Consider the following 20,884-nt stretch of genomic DNA (forward strand, 5'->3'; position numbering starts at 1 on the left):
TTTCTGTCGAATTTCAGTATAAAAAATGCCCGCGAAAATGACCTGGGCGGCTCCGTTTCGAGGCGCGGTCACGGTAACATCCATGATCCATGACGCACGCAGCTACGCTCATCCATAGAATGGGAACTTCATGATCAGATTTCTGCACACCGCGGACTGGCAGATCGGCACCCAATTCGGCCAGTTCGACGCCGAGGAAGCCGCGCATCTTGCCGAAGCGCGTTTCGAAACGGTGCGCCGGATCGCCAGTGAGGCCGCCACGCGCCGCGTCGATGCGGTGCTGGTGGCCGGCGACGTATTCGATCAGCAGACTGTCTCCGATACCGTCATCCGGCGCCTGTTCGGCGCGCTCGCAGGCTTTACCGGCGCGTGGATCATGCTGCCCGGCAATCACGATGCGGCGCTGGTCGAAAGTGTCTGGACGCGTGCGCAGCGTTTGAACTGCATCCCGGCGAATGTGCATGTCGTGCTGACACCGGGCGTCGTCCAGTTCGACGCAATGAAGTGCACGTTCCTCTGCGCGCCGCTTACGCAGCGCATCACCTACGACGACACCACGGCGTTTTTTGACCAGACGTCGACGCCGCCCGACTATTTCCGCGTTGCCCTGGCTCACGGCAGCGTGAGCGGCATCCTGCAGGAAGGAATCGATTCGACCAATCCCATCGAGCCGACCCGCGCCGAGACCGCGCGTCTCGACTATCTCGCGCTGGGCGACTGGCACGGCCACTTCCAGGTGAACGCTCGCACGTGGTACGCCGGCACGCATGAGCAGGACCGCTTCCGCGCCAACGATCCGGGCTTCATGCTCGATGTCACGTTCGACGAGCCGGGCGCGTTGCCGTCGGTGCAGGCGGTGCCTGTGGGCAAATATCGCTGGCTGCGTTGGGAAGAGGAGATCGTGGTGCCGAGTGATGTGGATGCGTTGAAAGCGCGTTTGCAGGCGCTCGGTGCGACCGACGTGCTCAAGCTGGACGTGCGCGGTACAACGGATCTCGCTTCCGCCGAAGCCGTGCGTCTTGCTGTGGACGAAGCCCGCGCACGAGTGCGTGCACTACGCGTGGAGATGAGCGAACTGCAAGTGCAGCCCACTGAGGACGACCTCGCCGCGCTCGGTGCGCAAAGCGGCTACCTTGGCAAAGTGGTCGCGCGTCTACGCGATCTGCAGGCCGACCCGCAGCAGGCGAAACTCGCGGCGGAAGCGCTGTTGCTGCTTGCCCAGTTTCAGCGTGAAGCGAGGCCTGCATGAAGCTAGAAAGCGTCGCGATCCAGGAATTCAAGCAGTTCAGCGGACGTCTGTTCATCGGCGATCTGCAGCCGGGGTTAAATCTGTTTATCGGACCGAACGAGGCGGGCAAGAGCACGATCGCCGAAGCGGTGCGCACGGTGTTTCTCGAACGCTACAAAGCCTCGCATCTGAAAGATCTGTTGCCTTGGGGAAAGGCGAGTGGGCAGCCGTCGGTGGAAGTCAGTTTCACGCTTGATGGCGTCGCCTGCATGCTCGCCAAACAGTTCGTCACGCGGCAGCGCTGCGATCTGCGGATCGGTCAGCAGGTGTTCGGCGAGGATGAAGCCGAGGACCGGCTGGCGGCGCTGCTTGGTTTCTCGCGTGCGGCGCGTGGTGCGATGAAGGCCGATCAGGCCGGTGTGCCGGGGTTGCTGTGGGTACAGCAAGGCGAAACGCATGACGTGCGCGATGCGAGCGGCCACGCGGCACTGTATTTGCGTGATGCGCTTACGCAGCTTTCGGGCGGTAACAGCTCGGCCGGCGAAGATGTGTTGATCGGCGCAGTGCAACGCGAGTTGCGGCAACTGCTCACCGCACGCACGCAACGCTCGACGGGTCCGCTTGCTGAAGCTGAGCAGGCTTTGGCGACGCTCGCGGGCGAACGCGACACGCTCGATGCGCAACGTCGTCAGTTCGACGAGAACCTCACCCGACTTGCGACGCAGCAGGAAGCGTTCGAGGATGCGCAACGCAAGCTGCCTTGGGAGGCTCACGAACAAAAGGCGGCGCAAGCGCAGGCGCGTGCCGCCGCGCTGGCCGAACTCGAGCGTAGCGTACAGGTGTTGGCGCAAACGCTGCATGTCAGTGAAGTCGAGTTGGCCATGTCGTTGCAGCAGGAGCAAAGCGCGGCGGAACTGGAAGCGACGCTTGCCAACGATCGGCAGCAACTCGAACGTTCGAAGGCGGCGGTGCTGACAGCCGATGCTGAGCACGCTCAAGCGAGCGCTGGAGTGGCGCGTTGCCAGCAGATTAGCGACGCTGCGGCCCGCGCGCTCGAACTCGCGAATGCCGCCGTGATGGCGCAGGAATTGAACAATCAGATCACGCTGCACAAGGACGAGATCGCGCGGCTTGAAACTTCGATCGCTGCTGCGGAGGCTGCGCAGACCGCGGTGCTCGACGCGACGCGCAGCGCAGCCTCGCTCGAAATCGATGTGGCCCAATTGCAGCGGCTGCAAGCGCTTGAATCGCGCATCAGTGTGCTGCGGGCGCGCAAGGAAGCTGCGATGACGCGCATCGATTATCGGTTGAGCGGCGGGGCGATCGTGGTGGGCGGTGAAACGCTCACAGGAGAAGGCGTATTGCGGCTCGACGATGAGCAAACTATCGAGCTGCCGGGTGTCGGCGAATTGCGCATCGTGCCCGGCGTATCGGATCTCGCAGCGCTGCGTACGGAACTGTCCGATGCCGAAGCGCAGCAAGCGGAGTTGTTGCGAGCGTTGGGCGTAGCTTCACTCAGCGATGCGCAGACGCGGCATGAACAATGGAAAGCACAGGTGGCGCATCTGCAGAGCCAGCAAAAGATTCTCGCGGTGCATGCACCGAAGGGCATCGAGCCGCTGCGTGCTTCGTTAGCAAGCGCATTGGCGCGTCACCAAATAGCTGATAAGCGTCTTGCCGGGCTGCCCGATGTCGCGGGTGCTCCAGGCGTCGACGACGCGCGTCGCACTTCGGATGAGGCGCGCCAGGCAATCGAGTCCGCGACGCGGATGTTGGCTCAAACCAGCGAGCGGCGTTCGACCGCACTCGCGTCGAGCGGCTCGCTTGCCGAACAGGTCCAACGCAAGGAAGCACAGTTGCAGGACGAAGCGTTTCGCGCACGTCGCTCGCAATGGCAGGCAAAAATCGTCGAACAGCGCGCACGTGTGGACGCTTTGACGAAGCAGCGCGACGAACGCAATCAGGAACTCGGCGCCGCGCGTACCGACGATCCGGCTGCGGAGGTGAAGCGCTATCGCGCGTCGGCGGAACTCGCACGCACCGAGCAGCAGGAGCGGCAAGTGCGGATCGCCGAACTGCGCAGCCAGTTGGAAACCATGGGTGCTTCCGGGCTCGGCGAGCGGCTCGCCGCTGTGCACGCCTCGATTGAGCAGATGGAGCGCCGCAAAGCCGAACTCAGTCTGCGCGCTGGCGCGTTGAGCCTGCTCGACAAGGTGCTGGTCGAAGAACGCGATGCGGCGGTGGCTCAATTGCGCGCGCCGTTGACGGAACGGCTCGGGCATTATCTGAAGCGTCTGTTCCCGCAGTCGGCGCTCGAACTTGGCGACGACCTGAGCCCCATCGCGTTGCAGCGAGACGGTCGCATCGACACACTCGATGCCCTCAGCTTCGGCACTCGCGAACAGATGGGGATCCTCGCGCGCCTCGCCTACGCGGACTTGCTGAAAGCCTCCGGACGTCCCACGCTGCTGATGCTCGACGACGCCGCAGTGCACACCGACGGCACACGCCGCGACGCATTGAAGCGCGCCCTGCTCGACGCAGCGACGCGCCATCAGATCCTGTTGTTCACCTGTCATCCGGAGCTGTGGGACGACCTCGGCGTCAAACAACGCGCTATTGATGACCTGAGGGCCGCCGCATGAGTTCGATTCCCGCGGGGCTCATGCTGGTCCACGGTAATCAGCCAGAACGCCTGCGCGATCTGATGGTGCAATGGATTCGCCAGCATCCGCTGAGGCCGCTGGAAAAGGAGGTCATCCTCGTCCAGAGCAACGGCATTGCTCAATGGCTAAAACTCGCCCTGGCCGCCGATCCTGAAGACGGTGGTTGCGGTATTTCGGCAGCGCTCGATATGTCGCTGCCGGCGAGCTTCCTGTGGCAGGTGTATCGCGCGGTACTTGGCGAAGACTCGGTGCCGGCCATCTCGCCGTTCGACAAATCGCGCCTCGTATGGCGGCTCACGCGTCTGCTGCCCGAGCTGCTCGAATCACCAGAGTACGCGCCGCTCAAACGCTTCATGTCCCGCGACGACGACCAGCGCAAACGCTTCCAGCTTGCGCAGCGGGTGGCGGATCTGTTCGATCAGTATCAGGTGTACCGCGCGGACTGGCTCGCGGCATGGGCCGCGGGCAAGGACGTGCAGATCGACGCGCGCAACAACAGCACACCGCTGCCGGACGAATACCGCTGGCAGGCGGCGCTATGGCGCTCGCTGCTGGAGGACGTTGAGGCGCATGCACCGGATGGCATCGACATGGCGACGGTTGGACGCGCCGCGGTGCACGAAGAATTCATGCGGCGTGCCGCTGCCATGCCTGACGACGAACGTCCGGCTGATTTGCCACGGCGGGTGATCATTTTCGGCATTTCGAGTTTGCCGAGGCAGGCGGTGGAAGTGCTCGCCGCGCTCTCGCGCTGGACCCAGGTGCTGATGTGCGTGCATAACCCTTGTGCGCATTATTGGGCCGACATCGTCGCCGACAAGGATTTGCTGCGGGCGGAGCGCTCGCGCCAGCAGCGCCGCCAGGGTGCGCCTGTCGCAATGGACGATGCGCAGTTGCACCTGCACGCGCAACCGTTGCTGGCGGCGTGGGGGAAACAGGGCCGCGACTTTATCGGTCTGCTCGATGAGTACGACAGCGCGGAGGAACGCGCACGCTACGCATCGCAGTTCACTGGTATCGGGCAGCGGATCGACCTGTTCGAAAGCGAAGACGCGTTGACCATGCTGCAGCAGCTGCAAGACGACATTCGCGATCTGCGGCCAATACGGGAAACGCGTGATCTCTGGGACGAGGTGGACCCGCACACGGACCACTCGATCCGCTTCCACGTCGCGCACAGCGCGCAGCGCGAAGTGGAGATCCTGCACGACCAGTTGCTAGCCGCGTTCGCCGCAGATTCGACTTTGCGTCCCCGCGACGTGATCGTGATGGTGCCGGATATCGAAGTCTATACGCCGCATATCCAGGCCGTGTTTGGTCTGCTCGACAAGGAAGACCCGCGCTACATCCCGTTCAGCGTGGCGGACCGCGGACAGCGCGATTTCGATCCGCTGATCGGCGCGCTCGAAACGCTGCTGGCGCTGCCGCAATCGCGTCTGACGGTCAGCGATGTGCTCGATCTGCTCGAAGTGCCCGCGCTGCGCGCGCGCTTCGGCATCAGTACGGACGATCTTCCGAAGCTGCGGACGTGGATCAGCGGGGCCAATATCCGTTGGGGGCTGCACGCTGAACAGCGCGCGAGCCTGGGCTTACCGCAGGCCGGCGCCGACAACGCGCCGAACAGCTGGGCCTTCGGTCTGCGCCGGATGCTGCTCGGCTACGCCGCGGGCGACAAAGCCGGTGCGTGGCGCGAGATCGAACCGTATGCGGAAATCGGCGGACTGGATGCTGCGTTGCTAGGGCCGCTGACGCGCCTCGTCGATGCGCTCGACCACACCTGGAAGACGCTACGCGAGCCCGCTACGGTGGAGGAATGGTGCAACCGTCTGCGTTGGCTCAAGACCACTTTCTTCGCCACCGACGATAGCGAGGACGCCTATACACTGGAACGCCTCGACGCCGCGCTCGAAGCCTGGCGCGATGCGTGCGACGAGGCGGCGCTTACGGGCGAGCTGCCGCTTTCGATTGTCGGCGACTACTGGTTGTCCCAGTTCGAAGGCGGTGGCCTGACGCAGCGCTTCTTTGCTGGCGCCGTCACCTTCGTCACGCTGATGCCGATGCGCGCGATCCCGTTTCGCGTCGTCTGTCTGCTCGGCATGAACGACGGCGACTATCCGCGTAACCGGATGCCGCTCGACTTCGACCTGATGCGCCGCAGCTACCGGCCTGGCGACCGCTCGCGTCGTGAGGACGATCGTTATCTGTTTCTGGAGGCGCTGCTGTCGGCACGCGAGCATCTGCATGTGTCGTGGGTGGGGCGCAGTGTCAACGACAACACGCCGCGTCCGCCGTCGGTGCTGGTCGGTCAGTTGCGCGATCATCTGAAAGCGGGCTGGCGTCTCGAAGGCGCAGCGGATGATGATGCGGATGCGCTCCTCAAGGCGCTTACAGTGGATCACAAGCTGCAACCGTTCAGCGCGGATTATTTCCCGGTGCAGCCGAAGGCGTCGGGGTTATTCACGTATGCACGGGAATGGAGCCGGGCTGTGCCGCAGCCTGGCTTTGGCACAGCTGCAGATGATGCGCCGCTACCGCCGCTCGAGCGCACTGAGCCGTTATCGGTACGCGAACTGGCGGACTTCCTCAAGGATCCGGTCAAGAGCTTCTTCCGACAGCGTTTGCGCGTCGCTTTCGAAGCCGAAGATGCGGCCAGCGAGAATCACGAGCCTTTTGAAGTCAATCAGCTTGAAGCGTGGCAATTGCAGAATGAACTGATTCGCGCACAGGCTGCAGCGTTGGAGCGCGGTGATGAAGATGTGTTGCCGGCCGCTATAGCCCGCCTCGAGCGCATGCATCGCAGCGGCGATCTGGCGGCGGGCGGTTTCGGCGAGGTTATCGCCGGGGAGTTGATGGAACCGATGGCCGATCTGTTCGAGCGCTTTCGGGCGGAACTGCAGCGCTGGCCCGATCTTCTCGACGAGCAGTTTGAACTGCGTGTGGCGGGCGGCCCGGGTTTGGGCACGCTGACGATCGAAGACTGGGTCGGCGAATTGCGTGCCGGTCCCAACCATACCCGTGGCCGGGTGTTTCTCGAACCGGGCACGCTGATCAAGGACCGCAAGTATCGCGGCGACCGGCTTATTGCCTATTGGGTGGGGCACCTGGCCGCGCAGCTTGCCGCAGGCGCGGTCACGACCGTAATCGTCAGCAAGGTAGGGAGCGTGGAGTTCACACCGCTCGCGGAGGACGTGGCGCGCGCGCATCTGCTGACCTTGCTGCGGGCCTGGGACGAGGGCACACGCAAACCGCTGCCGCTCGCCGTGAGAACGGCGTTTGCGTGGCTTAGAAAGCGGCCAGGCGCGCTTGATTTCGCCGATGCCGGGAGTCGCGCGGGCGCGGGTGGCGAGCATGACTTCAGTGATGGCGGCGAGGCGCTCGCTGCGCAGCTCAACGAAGCGCGCGAAGCCGCCCGTCTCACTTACGATGGCGTGGGTCGCCAGGCAGGCGAGCGGCAGACCAACGCGTATCTCTCCCGTGCCTACCCGGATTTCGACGCGCTCGCTGAAAGCGGCGAGTTCGAGACACTTGCCGTCGCACTGTTGTTGCCGCTGCATCGCGCGATTCCGGTCTCGGCGTCGAAACCGAAAAATGCACCGTCACAAACGGGAGACGCGCAATGAATACTCCCCTGACAACGCGGCAGTCCGAGGGAACCGCGGTAGAACTGAAGCCGCTCGAATTTCCACTGCGGGGCAGCAGCCTGATCGAGGCAAGCGCCGGTACTGGCAAGACCTTCACGATCGCCATGCTGTACGTCCGGCTCGTGCTCGGTCATCGTGGATCGGATAGCGAGGCACGGCCGCTGACGCCGCCCGAAATCCTCGTCGTGACGTTTACCGACGCGGCCACCAAGGAGTTGCGGGATCGCATCCGCGCGCGGCTGATCGAGGCCGCCGCCTATTTCCGCGCGTCGCCGGAGGAGGTTGAACCGCTCCCCTCCGGCAAGGACCTGTTGCACGACTTGCGCGACAGCTACGACGTCGAGCAGTGGGCCGCCTGCGCGCACCGCCTGCAGCTCGCCGCCGAATGGATGGACGAGGCCGCGGTCTCCACGATTCACGGCTGGTGCAACCGGATGTTGAGCGAGCATGCGTTCGACAGCGACAGCCTGTTTTCGCAGACGCTCGAAACCGACCAGAGCGAGTTGCGCGCTGAAGTCGTGCGCGATTATTGGCGCACCTTCCTTGCGCCGCTTGATGTGCAGTCGGCGGCCGAAGTTCGCCAATGGTTCGCGAGCCCGGCGAAGCTGCAGCAGGCGATTCGCGGTTTGCTAGGCCATGCCGATCTGCTGGAAGAGGCCCCGCCGCCGCTCGAAGCACTGCAGGACGCACGCGAGAAGCAGCGCGAACATGTCGACCATCTGAAGACGAACTGGGCAAAGTGGTGCGACGAACTCCAGACGCTGTTCGACGATGCGCGGGCGAAGAAGCAGTTCAAGGCGACGAGCCTGAACGCACCGAACTGCAAGAAGTGGCTCAACAAGCTTCGCGACTGGGCCAACACGCCCGACATGCAGCGGCCCGATTTCGAAGCTACCGCCGCAGTGTGGACGCGGTTTACGCGGGCTGGCGTCGCTGAAATCTGGCTCATTGGCGAGCCACCGGCGCATCCTGCCTTCATCGCGATGGAGACGCTGCGCGACGCGTTGGCCGCACAGCCCACGGCGCAACGCGCATTGCTGCGGCACTCGGCCCGCTGGATTGCGCAGCGCTTCACGGAAGAGGAAGCGCGCCGTTCGCAGATGGGTTTCGACGATCTGCTCACGCGTCTTAACGAAGCCTTGCACAAGCCGAACGGCAAACGCCTGGCCGAGATCATCCGTCAGCAATACCCGGTCGCGCTGATCGACGAGTTCCAGGACACGGACCCGGTGCAATACCGGATTTTCGATGCCGTCTACCGCATTGAGGAGAACGATCCGGACACGTCAATCGTTTTGATTGGCGATCCGAAGCAAGCGATTTACGCGTTCCGTGGTGCGGACATTTACACGTACCTTGAAGCGCGTCGTGCCTGCGCTGGACGGTTGTTCACGCTGAAGAAAAACTTCCGCTCGACGCAAGGAATGGTGGACGCCGTCAATCGCTGTTTCGAGGCGGCCGAAGAGCGGCAGAGCGGCGAGGGGGCATTCCTGTTTCGCAGCGCCGAGGGGGGAGCCAATCCGCTTCCGTTTATTGCCGCCGACGCAGCAGGCCGTAAAGACTCGCTGCAGGTCCAAGGTATGGAGGTGCCTGCGCTGAGTGCGTGGTGGCTGCCCTCCGTCGACGAAGGCAAGCCGCTCAGCAAGGAAGCATATCTGCGCGAGATGGCCGCCAGTTGCGCGACTGAGATGGTGCGCCTTCTCAACCTTGGGCAAGCCGGCAACGCGGGCTTCGAAGGCGCTAGTGGCAAGACGCCGCTGCAGCCGGGCCATATGGCGGTGCTGGTCAACAACGGCACGGAAGCCCGCGCGATCCGCGCTGCGCTGGCTGAACGCGGCGTGCGTAGCGTCTACCTGTCCGATCGGGATTCGGTGTTTCAGACGGGGGAAGCACAGGAATTGCATCACTGGCTCGCGGCGTGTGCGGACCCCGATGACGGGCGTCTGGTGCGCACGGCGCTGGCGACCGCGACGCTCGGACTCGATTGGGCCGCGCTTGATACGTTCAACCGCGACGAACTTGCGTGGGAGAAGTGCGTGCTGCGGTTCCGCGACTACCGCGACTGCTGGCGCGACAAAGGCGTGCTGCCGATGCTGCGCCGTCTGCTCAACGATTTCCACGTGCCGCAGCGGCTGCTCGGACAGACGGCAGGCGCGGCAGTCAACGGCGAACGCGTGCTGACTAACCTGCTGCATCTGGCCGAGCTGCTGCAACAGGCCAGTGCGCAGCTCGACGGCGAGCACGCGCTGATTCGCTATCTGGACGAACAGTGCGCGGATGAGGGCGCCAATGCGGGCGGCGATGCACGGCAACTGCGTCTCGAGAGCGATGCGGGTCTGGTGCAGGTGGTGACGGTGCACAAGTCAAAGGGGCTGGAGTATCCGTTGGTATTCCTGCCGTTTGCGTGCACCTACCGCCCGGTCAATGCAGACGATATGCCGCTCAAATGGCATGACGAAGCGGGCAAGTTGCACATCACGCTGGGCGACGTCGACGTGTTGCCGCGAGCGGACCGCGAGCGGCTCGGCGAAGACCTGCGCAAGCTCTATGTTGCGTTGACGCGGGCGCGCTATGCGACGTGGGTGGGGATTGCGCCGATCCAGAGCGTCGAGTTGAGCGCGTTCGGCTATCTGCTCGGCGGTGGCAAGCCGATTGCCGGCACTGAACTAGGCGCGCTGCTGGAGCAATTGCGAGGTGCGTGTGGCGATATCAGTATTGCCGAGGCGCCGCCGCCGACCGGCGAACCGTTTGTGCCGCTCGGCACACAGCAGTTGCGCGGTGAAGCTCGCATGCTGACGCGGCCCGTGCGCGAATCGTGGTGGATCGCCAGTTATTCGAGTCTGCGCAAGGACAATGGTGTGATCGGCGGTACGGGTGCTCATGTAGTTTCCGTGCCGGTAAGCGCGACCGACGACGCGGCGACAGACGATTCACGCTTGGCCCCTGAAACGCGCAGTGAAGATGTTTTCCACGAGTTGCTTGAAGCAGAAACGCTCGAAGACGACGAGGTTGCGTCAACAGCGCCGCCGCGGCACGCGCAACCGGTAGCGCCCGCCGCGGCCGCGACCGCGTTGCCGGCCGATGAGACCTTGCACGGCTTTCTGCGTGGCGCGGACGCAGGCAGTTTCCTGCATGACCTGATGGAGTGGGCGGCCAACGAAGGCTTCGCGAAGCTCGCCGCCCACCCGCAAACGGTGCGCGATACCGTGGCGCGCCGCTGCAATCTGCGTGGCTGGCCGCGCTGGATCGAACCGTTGACGGATTGGTTGCTGTACCTGCTGCGTACGCCACTTGCACTTCCGCCAATAGAAGGCGAGACGGTGCAGCCAGTTGTGCTGGCGAATCTCGACCCCGCGTCATACATGGCCGAAATGGAGTTCTGGCTCGCGGCGCACACCGTCGATACACAAGTGCTCGATCAACTCGTGTGCGACCTGACGCTCGATGGCGAAGCACGGCCCGCGCTCGAGCCCGCTCGCCTTAACGGTATGCTCAAGGGCTTTATCGATCTGGTGTTCGAACACGAAGGTCGCTATTACGTCGCGGACTACAAATCGAACTGGCTCGGACCGGATGACGCGGCGTACACGCCGGCGAGGATGCGCGCGCAGATCCTGCATTCACGCTACGAACTGCAGTACGTGCTGTATCTGTTCGCACTGCATCGTTTGTTAAAAGTGCGTCTGCCGGATTACGACTACGACCGCGACGTGGGCGGTGCGGTGTATCTGTTTTTGCGTGGCGGACGCGCGCCCGGTCAGGGCTTGCATGTCGAGCGGCCGCCGCGCGAGTTGATCGAAGAACTGGATGCGTTGTTTGCGCATCATCGCTCCGAGGGCGAAGATGCCGATGAGTATGCGTTAAAGGAAATCGAATGACGCCCCGTTCAAACGACACCGTAGCCATCACTGACGCCAAGGGCGACACGCGCCGCATGCTCGCCGTGCTGGACCAGTGGGTCGAGCGCGGCTGGTTGCGCGCGCTCGATGCCGGCTTCGCACGCTTCCTGTGGACGGAGGAACCGCAGACGCCGCCGCTGCTGGTGCTGGCAGCCGCGCTCGCGAGTCATCAGTTGGGGCGCGGTCACGTGTGCCTCGACCTGCAGGCGACACTGGACGATCCGACCTTCGCGCTTTCGTTGCCGCCCGATGGACCGCAGGCGCTCACCACAGTGGAACCGCCGCAGGCGCCGGCGGAAGTCCTGGCAGGCGTGAATCTCGCGCGCTGGCTGGGAGCGCTCGATCAGCCCGCGCTGGTCGGCGCCGATGCCGGCAATACGCCGCTCGTGCTCGTCGGCACGCGGCTGTATCTGCGTCGCTACTGGCAATACGAGCAGGATGTACGCGCTGGCATCGAGCGTCGGCTTGCGGCGTCGGCGCAGATGGAAGCGTCGCTCCAGGCTGGTTCTGCGCGTGCCGCGCTTGACGCGTTGTTTCCACCGCGCGCCGCCAACGTGACGGGCGCGGACTGGCAGAAGCTCGCTTGCGCACTGGCAGCGCGCAGCGCGTTCAGCATCATTACCGGCGGCCCAGGCACCGGCAAGACGACTACCGTGGTCAGACTGCTTGCGTTGCTGCAGACGCTTGCACTCGACGGCATAGCGAATCCGCTGCGTCCCGCGCGACCGTTGCGGATTCGTCTCGCAGCGCCGACCGGTAAAGCCGCGGCGCGTCTGAACGAGTCGATTGCAGGCGCGGTCGAGCAACTGCCCGTCGACGCGTTGCCGAACGGCGCGGCTGTGCGCGAGGCGATCCCGACCGTAGTGACGACGCTGCATCGGGTGCTCGGCACGCGTCCCGACAGCCGGCGTTTTCGTCACGACGCGAGCAATCCATTGCCGGTTGACGTGCTGGTGATCGACGAAGCCTCCATGGTCGATCTCGAGATGATGGCGGCCGTGCTCGACGCATTGCCCGCATCGGCGCGGCTGATTCTGCTAGGCGATAAAGATCAGTTGGCGTCGGTCGAAGCTGGGGCTGTGCTCGGCGAACTGTGTCAGCGTGCGGGCGAAGGGCATTACACGCCGGCCACGCGCGACTGGTTGCTCGCCGCAACCGGCGAGCGCATCGAGGGGGCCATGCTCGACGAACAGGGCACGGCGCTCGATCAGTCGATCGCGATGCTGCGGCACAGTCATCGGTTTTCCGCACAGAGCGGGATCGGCCAGCTCGCTACGCTCGTCAATGCGGGTGACGCTGCGGCTGTCGCCAGGATCTGGACACACGGTCACGCGGATCTCGCGTTGCTGGTTTGCTCGGCTACTGACGATGCGTCCTTTAAGGCACTTGTCATAGATGGATACGGCGGCGCTAGCGATGCATCGGCGTCAGCGCAATTGTTCGGCGCGAATGGCGAGCTGGGCCGGCCACGCTATGGCTATCGGCATTATCTGGAGACGATGCGCACCCAGCAGCCTGACCGCTACGACGCGCCCGAAGCATTTGACATTTGGGCGCGCGCGGTGCTCAAGGCGCACGGCGAATTCCAGCTTCTGTGCGCGTTGCGCCGCGGACCGTGGGGCGTCGAAGGACTCAACAAGCGCATTGCGCGGCTGCTGCAGGAAGACGGGCTGATTGCGATGCGCGGCGAGTGGTATCCGGGACGGCCGGTGCTCGTAACCCGTAACGATTACGAGTTGGGGCTGATGAATGGCGACATCGGCATCACGCTGGAGGTTCCGGGCACGACGGATGAGAACCCGGTGTTGCGAGTGGCCTTTCCGGCGGCCGACGGCACAGGCGGCATCAAGTGGGTTTTGCCTAGCCGTTTGCAGGCAGTGGAAACAGTGCTCGCGCTCACCGTACACAAATCGCAGGGCTCGGAATTCATGCATGCCGCATTGGTGTTGCCTGATACGTTTAGTCCGATTCTGTCGCGCGAACTCGTCTACACAGGCATCACCCGGGCGCGGGCGTTTCTGACTCTGGCGATCCCGCAAGGTAAGCCCGTGCTCGAACAGGCGGTGTGCGCGAAGGTGCAGCGGGCGAGCGGGTTGATGGCGGGGTTTGAGCGCGAGACGCAGTAGTCGGACTAATGGATGCGTCACCAGGGTTCAGGCTTATCAGCGACTTTTGTCCCACCGGGCTACAATAATTTCGCGCCCATGTTGCATGTCACTTCAAGAGGCGAGCATGAGAATCGCGGTACTCGATGACGACCCCGCCCAAACCGCTTTCGTGCATGAAACGATGTCAGCGGCGGGCCATGTCTGCCATACCTTTTCCGAAGGTCGCGCACTCGTCCAGCAGTTGCACCGTCAGACCTTCGATCTCCTGATCCTCGACTGGATCGTGCCGGACCTGTCCGGCGAAGAAGTATTGCGCTGGGTACGCTCGACGCTAGCCGAGCGCGTACCAGTGATTTTCATGACCTCGCGCGGCCGCGAAAGCGACATCGTTGCAATGTTAAATGCCGGCGCGGACGACTACGTCGTCAAGCCGGTCGCCGCGAGTGTGCTGCTAGCGCGGGTCGGCTCGCTGCTACGGCGCACCTATCAGCTCAACGCGGCTGCCGTCAAAGCGACCTTTGGCGATTTCGAATTCGACCTGAACGCTAAACAGGTACACGTGAAGCAACAATTGGTGAATCTCACGCAGAAGGAATTCGAACTCGCATTGTTGCTGTTCCAGCATTTGAACCGCCCGTTGTCGCGGGCGCATATCGTCGATATGGTCTGGAAGCAGACCGTCGACATTCCTACGCGCACCATGGACACCCATGTGTCGATGTTGCGCTCGAAACTGGGCCTGCGCCCGGAAAATGGCTACCGTCTCACGCCGATCTACGGTTATGGCTACCGGCTCGAACAGATCGGCGATGAAGTGATCGACACGCGCGACTAGCAGTCCCACGGCGAGTCCTACAGCTCGATCTAACAAGATTTGACTTTCTTCGACCGGCGCATCAGTTAAGCTGAATGCAAGGCATCGGAAGGGCGGCCGGATAGTCGTCCTGCGGGTGCCACCCTCATTCGCGTCGTTAGCGTTCCTCACTTGTATGAATACACTCGAGTCGACCCAATCGCATTCGCCGCTACCGTTCGCGCTTTCGGTCTACGATCTGACCGACGCGCAGTGGGAACGTATTGTGCCGCTGCTGCCCGAGCTTAACCAGAGCGTTGTGCGCAGAGGGCGTCCGTGCGTGAATCTGCGTGGCGTGGTCAACAGCGTTCTGTGGGTGTTGCGTACCGGCAAACCATGGAACGCCATGCCGCAGAACTACCCTCCCTATCAGACCTCGCACCGGTACTACTTACGCTGGCGTGAGGCGGGTGTGTTGTCGGACATCGCGCTCGAGTTGTTTCATACCGACGCGGTTCTAGCCCGTTACGTCTCCCGCAAGCGCGAGCAGCACGAAAACAAAGCTGCCTGATTTCGACGCGTCGTCTCCCTTCTGTACCATTCGCGCTTGATCGTACGGCGTCTTCCCGCTATGCCGCATGGGAAGTCGCGAGTACGATAAGCTGATTGGCCATAAGACGCAGAAGGACAGCGGAGCCGCTGGCTCCCGAGGAGACGACCCAATGATGCCTATGTTCGACGAAGGTCTCGGCCGCCGTGAGGCGAACCATGTTCCGCTCACGCCGATCGATTTCATCGCTCGTGCTGCGCAGGTCTATGGCGAGCGTTGCGCGGTGGTTCACGGTGCGGTCCGACGCACGTGGCGCGAGACGTATGAGCGTACGCGCTGCCTTGCCAGCGCGCTGCAACAGGCAGGGATAGGACGTGGCGACACCGTCGCGGTGCTGTTGCCCAACATCCCTCAGATGATTGAAGCGCATTTCGGTGTGCCGATGGCAGGAGCGGTGCTCAATACGCTGAACACGCGGCTCGATATCGCGTCGATCCTGTTCATGTTGCGGCATGGCGAGGCCAAGGCGTTGATCGTCGATACCGAGTACGCCGAACTGGCGCATCGTGCTTCGCTGGAGTTTCCGGAGCTGAGGATTGTCAGCGTCAATGACGTGATGCCTGCTGATCCGCACAGGTTTCCACGCGCAACCGATTACGAAGCCTTCCTGCAAGGCGGCGATCCGCAATTCGCATGGCAGCCGCCGGCCGACGAATGGGACGCGATCGCGCTGAACTACACGTCCGGTACGACGGGCGATCCGAAGGGTGTCGTCTACCATCATCGCGGCGCCTATCTGAACGCCGTGAGCAACATCCTCGAATGGGATATGCCGAAGCACGCGGTGTATCTCTGGACGCTGCCGCTGTTTCATTGCAACGGCTGGTGCTTTCCATGGACCGTGGCGGCGCGTGCGGGCGTCAACGTCTGCTTGCGCAAGTTCGACGCGAAGACCGTGTTCGAGCTGATTCGCACAGAGGGTGTCACCCATTATTGCGGCGCGCCGATCGTCCAGAGCGCGCTGGCCAATGCGCCTGAAGCGTGGCGCGAAGGTATCGGGCACCGGGTCGCCACGATGGTGGCCGGCGCGGCGCCTGCGCCTGCAGTGATAGCCAGGATGAAGGAGATTGGCTTCGATCTGACTCACGTCTATGGCCTCACCGAGGTCTACGGACCGGCGTCTGTCTGTGCCAGGCAAGAACACTGGAACAGCGTCGGCGACGACGAACTCGCGCGGCTCAACGCACGTCAGGGCGTGCGCTATCACCTGCAAGCCGCCGCGACCGTGCTGGATCCGGACACGCTCGAGCCGGTACCGAACGACGGCGAAACGCTGGGCGAAATCATGTTTCGCGGCAACATCTGCATGAAGGGCTATCTGAAGAACGAGCGCGCCACCGAAGATGCCTTCAGGGGCGGCTGGTTCCATACCGGCGATCTGGGCGTGATGATGCCGGATGGCTACATGCGCATTCGCGACCGCAGCAAGGACATCATTATTTCGGGCGGGGAAAACATCTCGAGCATCGAGATCGAAGACACGTTATACCGGCACCCGGCGGTTTCGGTGGCCGCCGTGGTGGCGATGCCCGACGCGAAGTGGGGCGAGGTGCCCTGCGCCTTCGTCGAGCTGAAAGAGGGCGCAGAGGCTACTGCCGAAGAGATCATCGCGCATTGCCGTCTGTTCCTTGCGAGCTTTAAGTTGCCCAAGGCAGTTCGCTTTGGAGAGCTACCTAAAACGTCGACCGGAAAGATCCAGAAATTCGAACTGCGCGCACGGGTGAAATCCGGCAGTGCGATTGATCTGGCCGACGGGAGTGCTAGCTCACCGCAGGCCAAACCGTGAAGCGGGCCGGACGCTATTAACCGCGGCTGTCGACCCAATGACGGGCCCAGCGGCATGAGTGCTGCAACGCCTGTTCTTCGTCGTTGAAGTAGTCGAGCGAGTAGAACTGATAACGCGCTTCGGTGCGAGCCGTGTCGGCACGCTCGAGCAACAGGTTGGAGGAAAACGAACCGTCAGGCAAACGATGTGCCGAAGGTTGGACGGCATAGCCGTTGTAATGATGAATGTGTTTGTTTTGCATTTTAATTTTAAATATTCGTACGCGCTCACGGCGATCAGGACGAACCCGTTCGAGCCGAAGCGAATGCCTGATGGAAAAGGCGGGGAAAGGCGTTAAAGCCGGTCAAGCCAGGGAGGATGAGGGGGCAAGCGATGCGTTTGGCGCAAAGAAACTGCTAAGCGATTACGCCAACTGTGGGAGAACAAGCTCCGCGAGGGTGTCGCTGCAGCCCGGTACCCGATGTCGGATACCGGACCCTTCAAACTTTACAGCGGCTTGATGTTAGCCGCTTGCAGACCTTTGGGGCCTTGCTTCGTTTCGAAGCTCACCTTCTGGTTTTCAGCCAGCGTCTTGAAGCCGTCGCCGCTGATTTCCGAGAAGTGAGCGAACAGGTCGTCGCCGCCCTTGTCCGGTGTAATGAAGCCAAAGCCTTTGCTGTCGTTGAACCACTTAACGGTACCGGTATCCATGAAGAATCCTTGAGGTAGAAAAAGTAAGAAATCGCTCGCTATGGAGCACGTGAAGCGTCAAGGAGGGAATGGACAACGAATACCGCTGAGGGAGCGAGCAATTGATGAACAGCAATCGAACTTCTTGAACTTCAAGGGCCACAATAGCGGTTCGGGACTACTGTCGTCAAGAACTATCTTGTAAAGTTTCCGTCGGGCGGCGTGCGGCGGAGCGCCAAATGGTCAGCCCCCCTTAAGAAAACGGCGCGCGGCGAACCCTCTGGATGTCATGCCTGGCATGGTTTGCAAGGATTCGGCTCGGAGCGGGCCGAGGCTCCGCACCTCGAGACGCGTTAAAGTCCGACGCGATGTGCCGCAATGATCAATCTGAGGCCCAGGGCAGTGATCGCGCCGGCCGCAAGCCGGTCGACCCAGGTCTTCGCCCGCAGATACAGCTCGCGTGGACGCTTGCTGGAAAAACACAATGCGACGACCGTATACCACCCGGCTTCAATCGAGAAGATCGCTGGAGGCAACGCGAAATAACACCACAGCGGCGGATGCTGGGGTAACAAGGCCGCGAATATGCTGCCGTAATAAATAGCGGTTTTCGGATTGCTGAGTTGCGTGCTCAAACCAATCCAGAAAGATTTTCTCGGATTGGCGCTGGCATTCGCTTGCCCCTGGTTGAACGCGAGCGGGGTCTTTGCGCCGCGCCAGATCTTCGACGCGAGATAGATCAGATACAGGCCGCCTGCCACCTTGAGGCTCACATACAACCACGTGACCGCGGCCAGCAACGTGTACAGCCCTAGCAAGGCGATGCCGCTAAAGAATACGCCGCCGATTCCCATGCCAAGCGCGGTCGCCAGTCCGTCGCGCCGCGACAGGCCGATCGAGTTGCGCGCGACGATGACAAAACTCGGTCCTGGGCTCATGGCGCCGATCAAAAGCGCAGTGAGAATAGCGGCGATTGCAGTTGACGGCGACATGGCTGCTTTCCTTTAGAGTAGGGCGAAAGAAAGTCTGGAACGACAAAATAGCACGCTACTGCTGCGATATCGAGGTCTCCACCGCGTATTGCCGTGCGCGGCGGAAAAAATGGGTGCTAAAATCCAGATATAGACGCTGAAGCAGCCCTTGAGGGTAAAGGGCCAGACGGGCGACGATTCGAGCCGCTTGCCGAACGGATTTCCTGATCAATAGATTTGTCGGGCATCATTTCCGGGGGCGCATTTGCGCAAAAGGCAAGGTGAGGTCGAACGGCGTTCGGCTCACCCGAATCACGCATAGGCTTCGCGTTTCTCAGCGAAGCCTTTTATTTTTTCAAACCGCGCGCAATATCAGCCGCGACATCGGTACGTTATGAAAGAGCGAGAAGAACAACGGATGTTCGACCTCGACGGGAACGCGCGTGAGCGGCTGGTCCTGTGGATACGTCGCCGCATGGACGAATACGGCATTACGATGGAAGCATTGGCCGCGGCGATTGAAGCGGACGCTCATGCAACCAAGGCGATAATGTACCGGGACGCCTACGGCAACACATGGGACGGCCAGGGCGATAAACCCGATTGGCTCGCGCGTGCGATTTACGCCGGTCAGAATATCGAGCATTTCCGCTGTTAAACCCCTGCTGAATCGGGCTTTTCCAGTGGGCGCTGAATACGCGTCGGCCTGCGATATGCCATCTCCTTCCTGCTAGCCTTCGGACACATCGGTCCGGGTAGAGGCTTTGTCATCCCCAGACAAGCTATCGATATGAACAACGCTTCGTTGGCACACCCGTAGCGGGTGGCTACGATGAACGGTCATCCTTTACGAGCGCAGTAAAGCGCGCGTCCCCTTCGATGACTGTTCCTGTTCTGACCGCTCGCGCGGTTTCCAAACGCTTTGGCCCTACGCTCGCGCTCGATCGTGTCGATCTGTCGATTCATGCGGGCGAAGTCGTTGCGCTAATGGGCGCGAACGGCGCCGGCAAGTCGACCCTCGTGAAGATTCTTAGCGGCGTCTATTCTCCCGATGAAGGTGAGCTCTCGTTGCGCGGGCAACCGTTTCGTCCGGCTTCACCGCACGATGCCAAACGGAGCGGTGTTTCGACCGTTCATCAATCGATTGCGGATGCAGTGGTGCCGACGCTTTCGATCGCGGACAACCTGTTGCTCGACCGCTTGTGCGATCCGTCCTCGCCGTGGCGCGCGACGCCTGCCGCCCGTCTTCAGGCGGCCGCGCCGTTGGCCGAGCGTGTTGGGCTCGAGGTTGATCTGTCCGCACCGCTCGCCTCGTTGTCGCTCGCGTCGCAGCAGTTGGTGACGTTGGCGCGTGCGTTGGCGACGCGGCCCGCGCTGCTGATTCTCGACGAGCCCACCGCCAGTCTGTCTGCCCCTGAGGCCGAGCGTCTCTTCGGTCTGCTTGACAGGTTGCGCGCCGAGGGTGTCGCGATCCTGCTGGTGTCGCACCGGCTGGGCGATCTGCGCCGCATTGCCGGACGCGTGACGATTGTGCGCGATGGGCGCATCGTCGCCGATCTGTCTGCACCGATCGATTTCGATGCCGCGGTTGAAACGATGATCGGCCGTCCGTTGCGTACTAAAGCTGCTGATGCGAGCGCAACGGCGGCGTTCGGCTCTGCTTGCGCTTCCGCTTTTGCGACACAGGTGCCGTATTTCAGCGTGCGTGATCTTCAGTTGACGCCCGGCAGCATCCCCTTCGATCTCGATGTGCAGCGCGGTGAAATTGTCGCGATTGCCGGTCCGGTCGGCGGTGGCAAATCCCGCTTCGCGCGAGCCATTTTCGGCGCGTCGCGCCCTGCGGCGGGGGCGATGACGCTCGATGGCAAGCCGTGGCGTCCTCGCTCACCCGCCGATGCAATCCGTGCCGGCGTGTTCCTCGCCGGTGAGGACCGTTGGCGAAGCTCGCTGTTTCCGGATAGCGTGCCGTTCGCTTCGATTGCGGGCACGCTTAGTTTTCCGTTCCTGTCACGCTGGTTCAAGCACGGCAGGGTCCAACGCGCGCGCGAACAGCGTGCCGCGACTGAAGCGATCGAACGCTTCGGGATTCGCTGCACAGGCCCTGACGATCGTCTCACGCGGCTTTCCGGTGGCAACCAGCAGAAGGTAGTGCTAGCGCGTTGGCATGCGCAGCCCGCACGCCTGCTATTGCTGGACGAACCGTTTCAAGGCGTGGATGCCGGAGCACGTGCCGATATCGTCGATACGCTGCGTCGCCATGCGCCCGAACGCGCCACTCTCGTCTTCGTCAGCGATCTCGAAGAGGCGATCGAGATCGCTGATCGTGTCGTCCGCTTCGACCGCGCGACGCTCGATCACGTTTTCCATTCCGATCTCACTTCCTACGTTCACTCATGAAAACCAGCCCTTCGGTTACCTCCGATGTTGCCTCTGAAGGCGTCCCCGCTATCCACGAGTCTGCTGATCGAATTCGCCCCAGCTGGCTGCAAAGGCTGCGCGTGCAACTTGAACGG

Annotated in this window: 13 protein-coding genes; 10 read left to right on the forward strand and 3 right to left on the reverse strand. The window is 62.5% G+C overall.

What is annotated here, in order from left to right:
* Positions 1–130: 130 nt before the first annotated feature.
* From P3T20_RS34715 to P3T20_RS34750, 8 genes are all read left to right on the forward strand, one after another.
* On the forward strand, positions 131–1,249 hold the full coding sequence (locus P3T20_RS34715) for a metallophosphoesterase family protein (RefSeq protein ID WP_429289265.1): 1,119 nt from the start codon (positions 131–133) through the stop codon (positions 1,247–1,249).
* Positions 1,246–3,873: an AAA family ATPase gene (locus tag P3T20_RS34720; protein WP_429289266.1), complete on the forward strand. Its 2,628-nt coding sequence runs from the start codon at positions 1,246–1,248 to the stop codon at positions 3,871–3,873. Before P3T20_RS34715 ends, P3T20_RS34720 begins: the two co-directional genes overlap by 4 nt.
* On the forward strand, positions 3,870–7,514 hold the full coding sequence (recC, locus tag P3T20_RS34725) for an exodeoxyribonuclease V subunit gamma (protein WP_429289267.1): 3,645 nt from the start codon (positions 3,870–3,872) through the stop codon (positions 7,512–7,514). The genes P3T20_RS34720 and recC overlap by 4 nt, the downstream gene beginning before the upstream one ends.
* Positions 7,511–11,413, forward strand: a complete 3,903-nt coding sequence (gene recB / locus P3T20_RS34730) for an exodeoxyribonuclease V subunit beta (protein ID WP_429289268.1) — start codon at positions 7,511–7,513, stop codon at positions 11,411–11,413. The genes recC and recB overlap by 4 nt, the downstream gene beginning before the upstream one ends.
* A complete protein-coding gene (gene recD, locus P3T20_RS34735; protein WP_429289269.1) occupies positions 11,410–13,560 on the forward strand; it encodes an exodeoxyribonuclease V subunit alpha in 2,151 nt (716 codons plus the stop codon). Before recB ends, recD begins: the two co-directional genes overlap by 4 nt.
* A 106-nt stretch (positions 13,561–13,666) precedes the next feature.
* Complete coding sequence (locus P3T20_RS34740) at positions 13,667–14,377, forward strand: response regulator transcription factor (RefSeq protein WP_074266462.1); 711 nt, start codon at positions 13,667–13,669, stop codon at positions 14,375–14,377.
* Between the two features lie 154 nt (positions 14,378–14,531).
* Positions 14,532–14,906 carry a transposase gene (locus tag P3T20_RS34745; RefSeq protein ID WP_074266461.1) on the forward strand — a complete coding sequence of 125 codons (375 nt, stop codon included), beginning with the start codon at positions 14,532–14,534 and terminating at the stop codon, positions 14,904–14,906.
* 151 nt (positions 14,907–15,057) lie between these two features.
* Positions 15,058–16,731, forward strand: a complete 1,674-nt coding sequence (locus P3T20_RS34750; RefSeq protein WP_429289270.1) for an acyl-CoA synthetase — start codon at positions 15,058–15,060, stop codon at positions 16,729–16,731.
* Between the two features lie 16 nt (positions 16,732–16,747).
* On the opposite strand, the gene P3T20_RS34755 is transcribed toward P3T20_RS34750, so the two are convergent.
* From P3T20_RS34755 to P3T20_RS34765, 3 genes are all read right to left on the reverse strand, one after another.
* On the reverse strand, positions 16,748–16,972 hold the full coding sequence (locus P3T20_RS34755) for a hypothetical protein (RefSeq protein ID WP_074266459.1): 225 nt from the start codon (positions 16,970–16,972) through the stop codon (positions 16,748–16,750).
* A gap of 245 nt (positions 16,973–17,217) precedes the next feature.
* Complete coding sequence (locus P3T20_RS34760) at positions 17,218–17,421, reverse strand: cold-shock protein (RefSeq protein WP_012428559.1); 204 nt, start codon at positions 17,419–17,421, stop codon at positions 17,218–17,220.
* Positions 17,422–17,753: 332 nt separating this feature from the next.
* Positions 17,754–18,392, reverse strand: a complete 639-nt coding sequence (locus tag P3T20_RS34765; RefSeq protein WP_074266458.1) for a LysE family translocator — start codon at positions 18,390–18,392, stop codon at positions 17,754–17,756.
* Between the two features lie 373 nt (positions 18,393–18,765).
* Here P3T20_RS34765 and P3T20_RS34770 point away from each other — a divergent pair, with 373 nt between their 5' ends.
* Positions 18,766–19,029 (forward strand): H-NS family nucleoid-associated regulatory protein, encoded by a 264-nt coding sequence (locus P3T20_RS34770; RefSeq protein ID WP_074266457.1) that lies wholly within the window; start codon positions 18,766–18,768, stop codon positions 19,027–19,029.
* A gap of 221 nt (positions 19,030–19,250) precedes the next feature.
* Positions 19,251–20,768 carry a sugar ABC transporter ATP-binding protein gene (locus P3T20_RS34775; RefSeq protein WP_429289271.1) on the forward strand — a complete coding sequence of 506 codons (1,518 nt, stop codon included), beginning with the start codon at positions 19,251–19,253 and terminating at the stop codon, positions 20,766–20,768.
* Positions 20,769–20,884: the final 116 nt, after the last annotated feature.

Origin of the sequence: Paraburkholderia sp. GAS206C, assembly GCF_050435645.1 — a bacterium.
Classification (GTDB): Bacteria; Pseudomonadota; Gammaproteobacteria; order Burkholderiales; family Burkholderiaceae; genus Paraburkholderia; species Paraburkholderia phenazinium_B.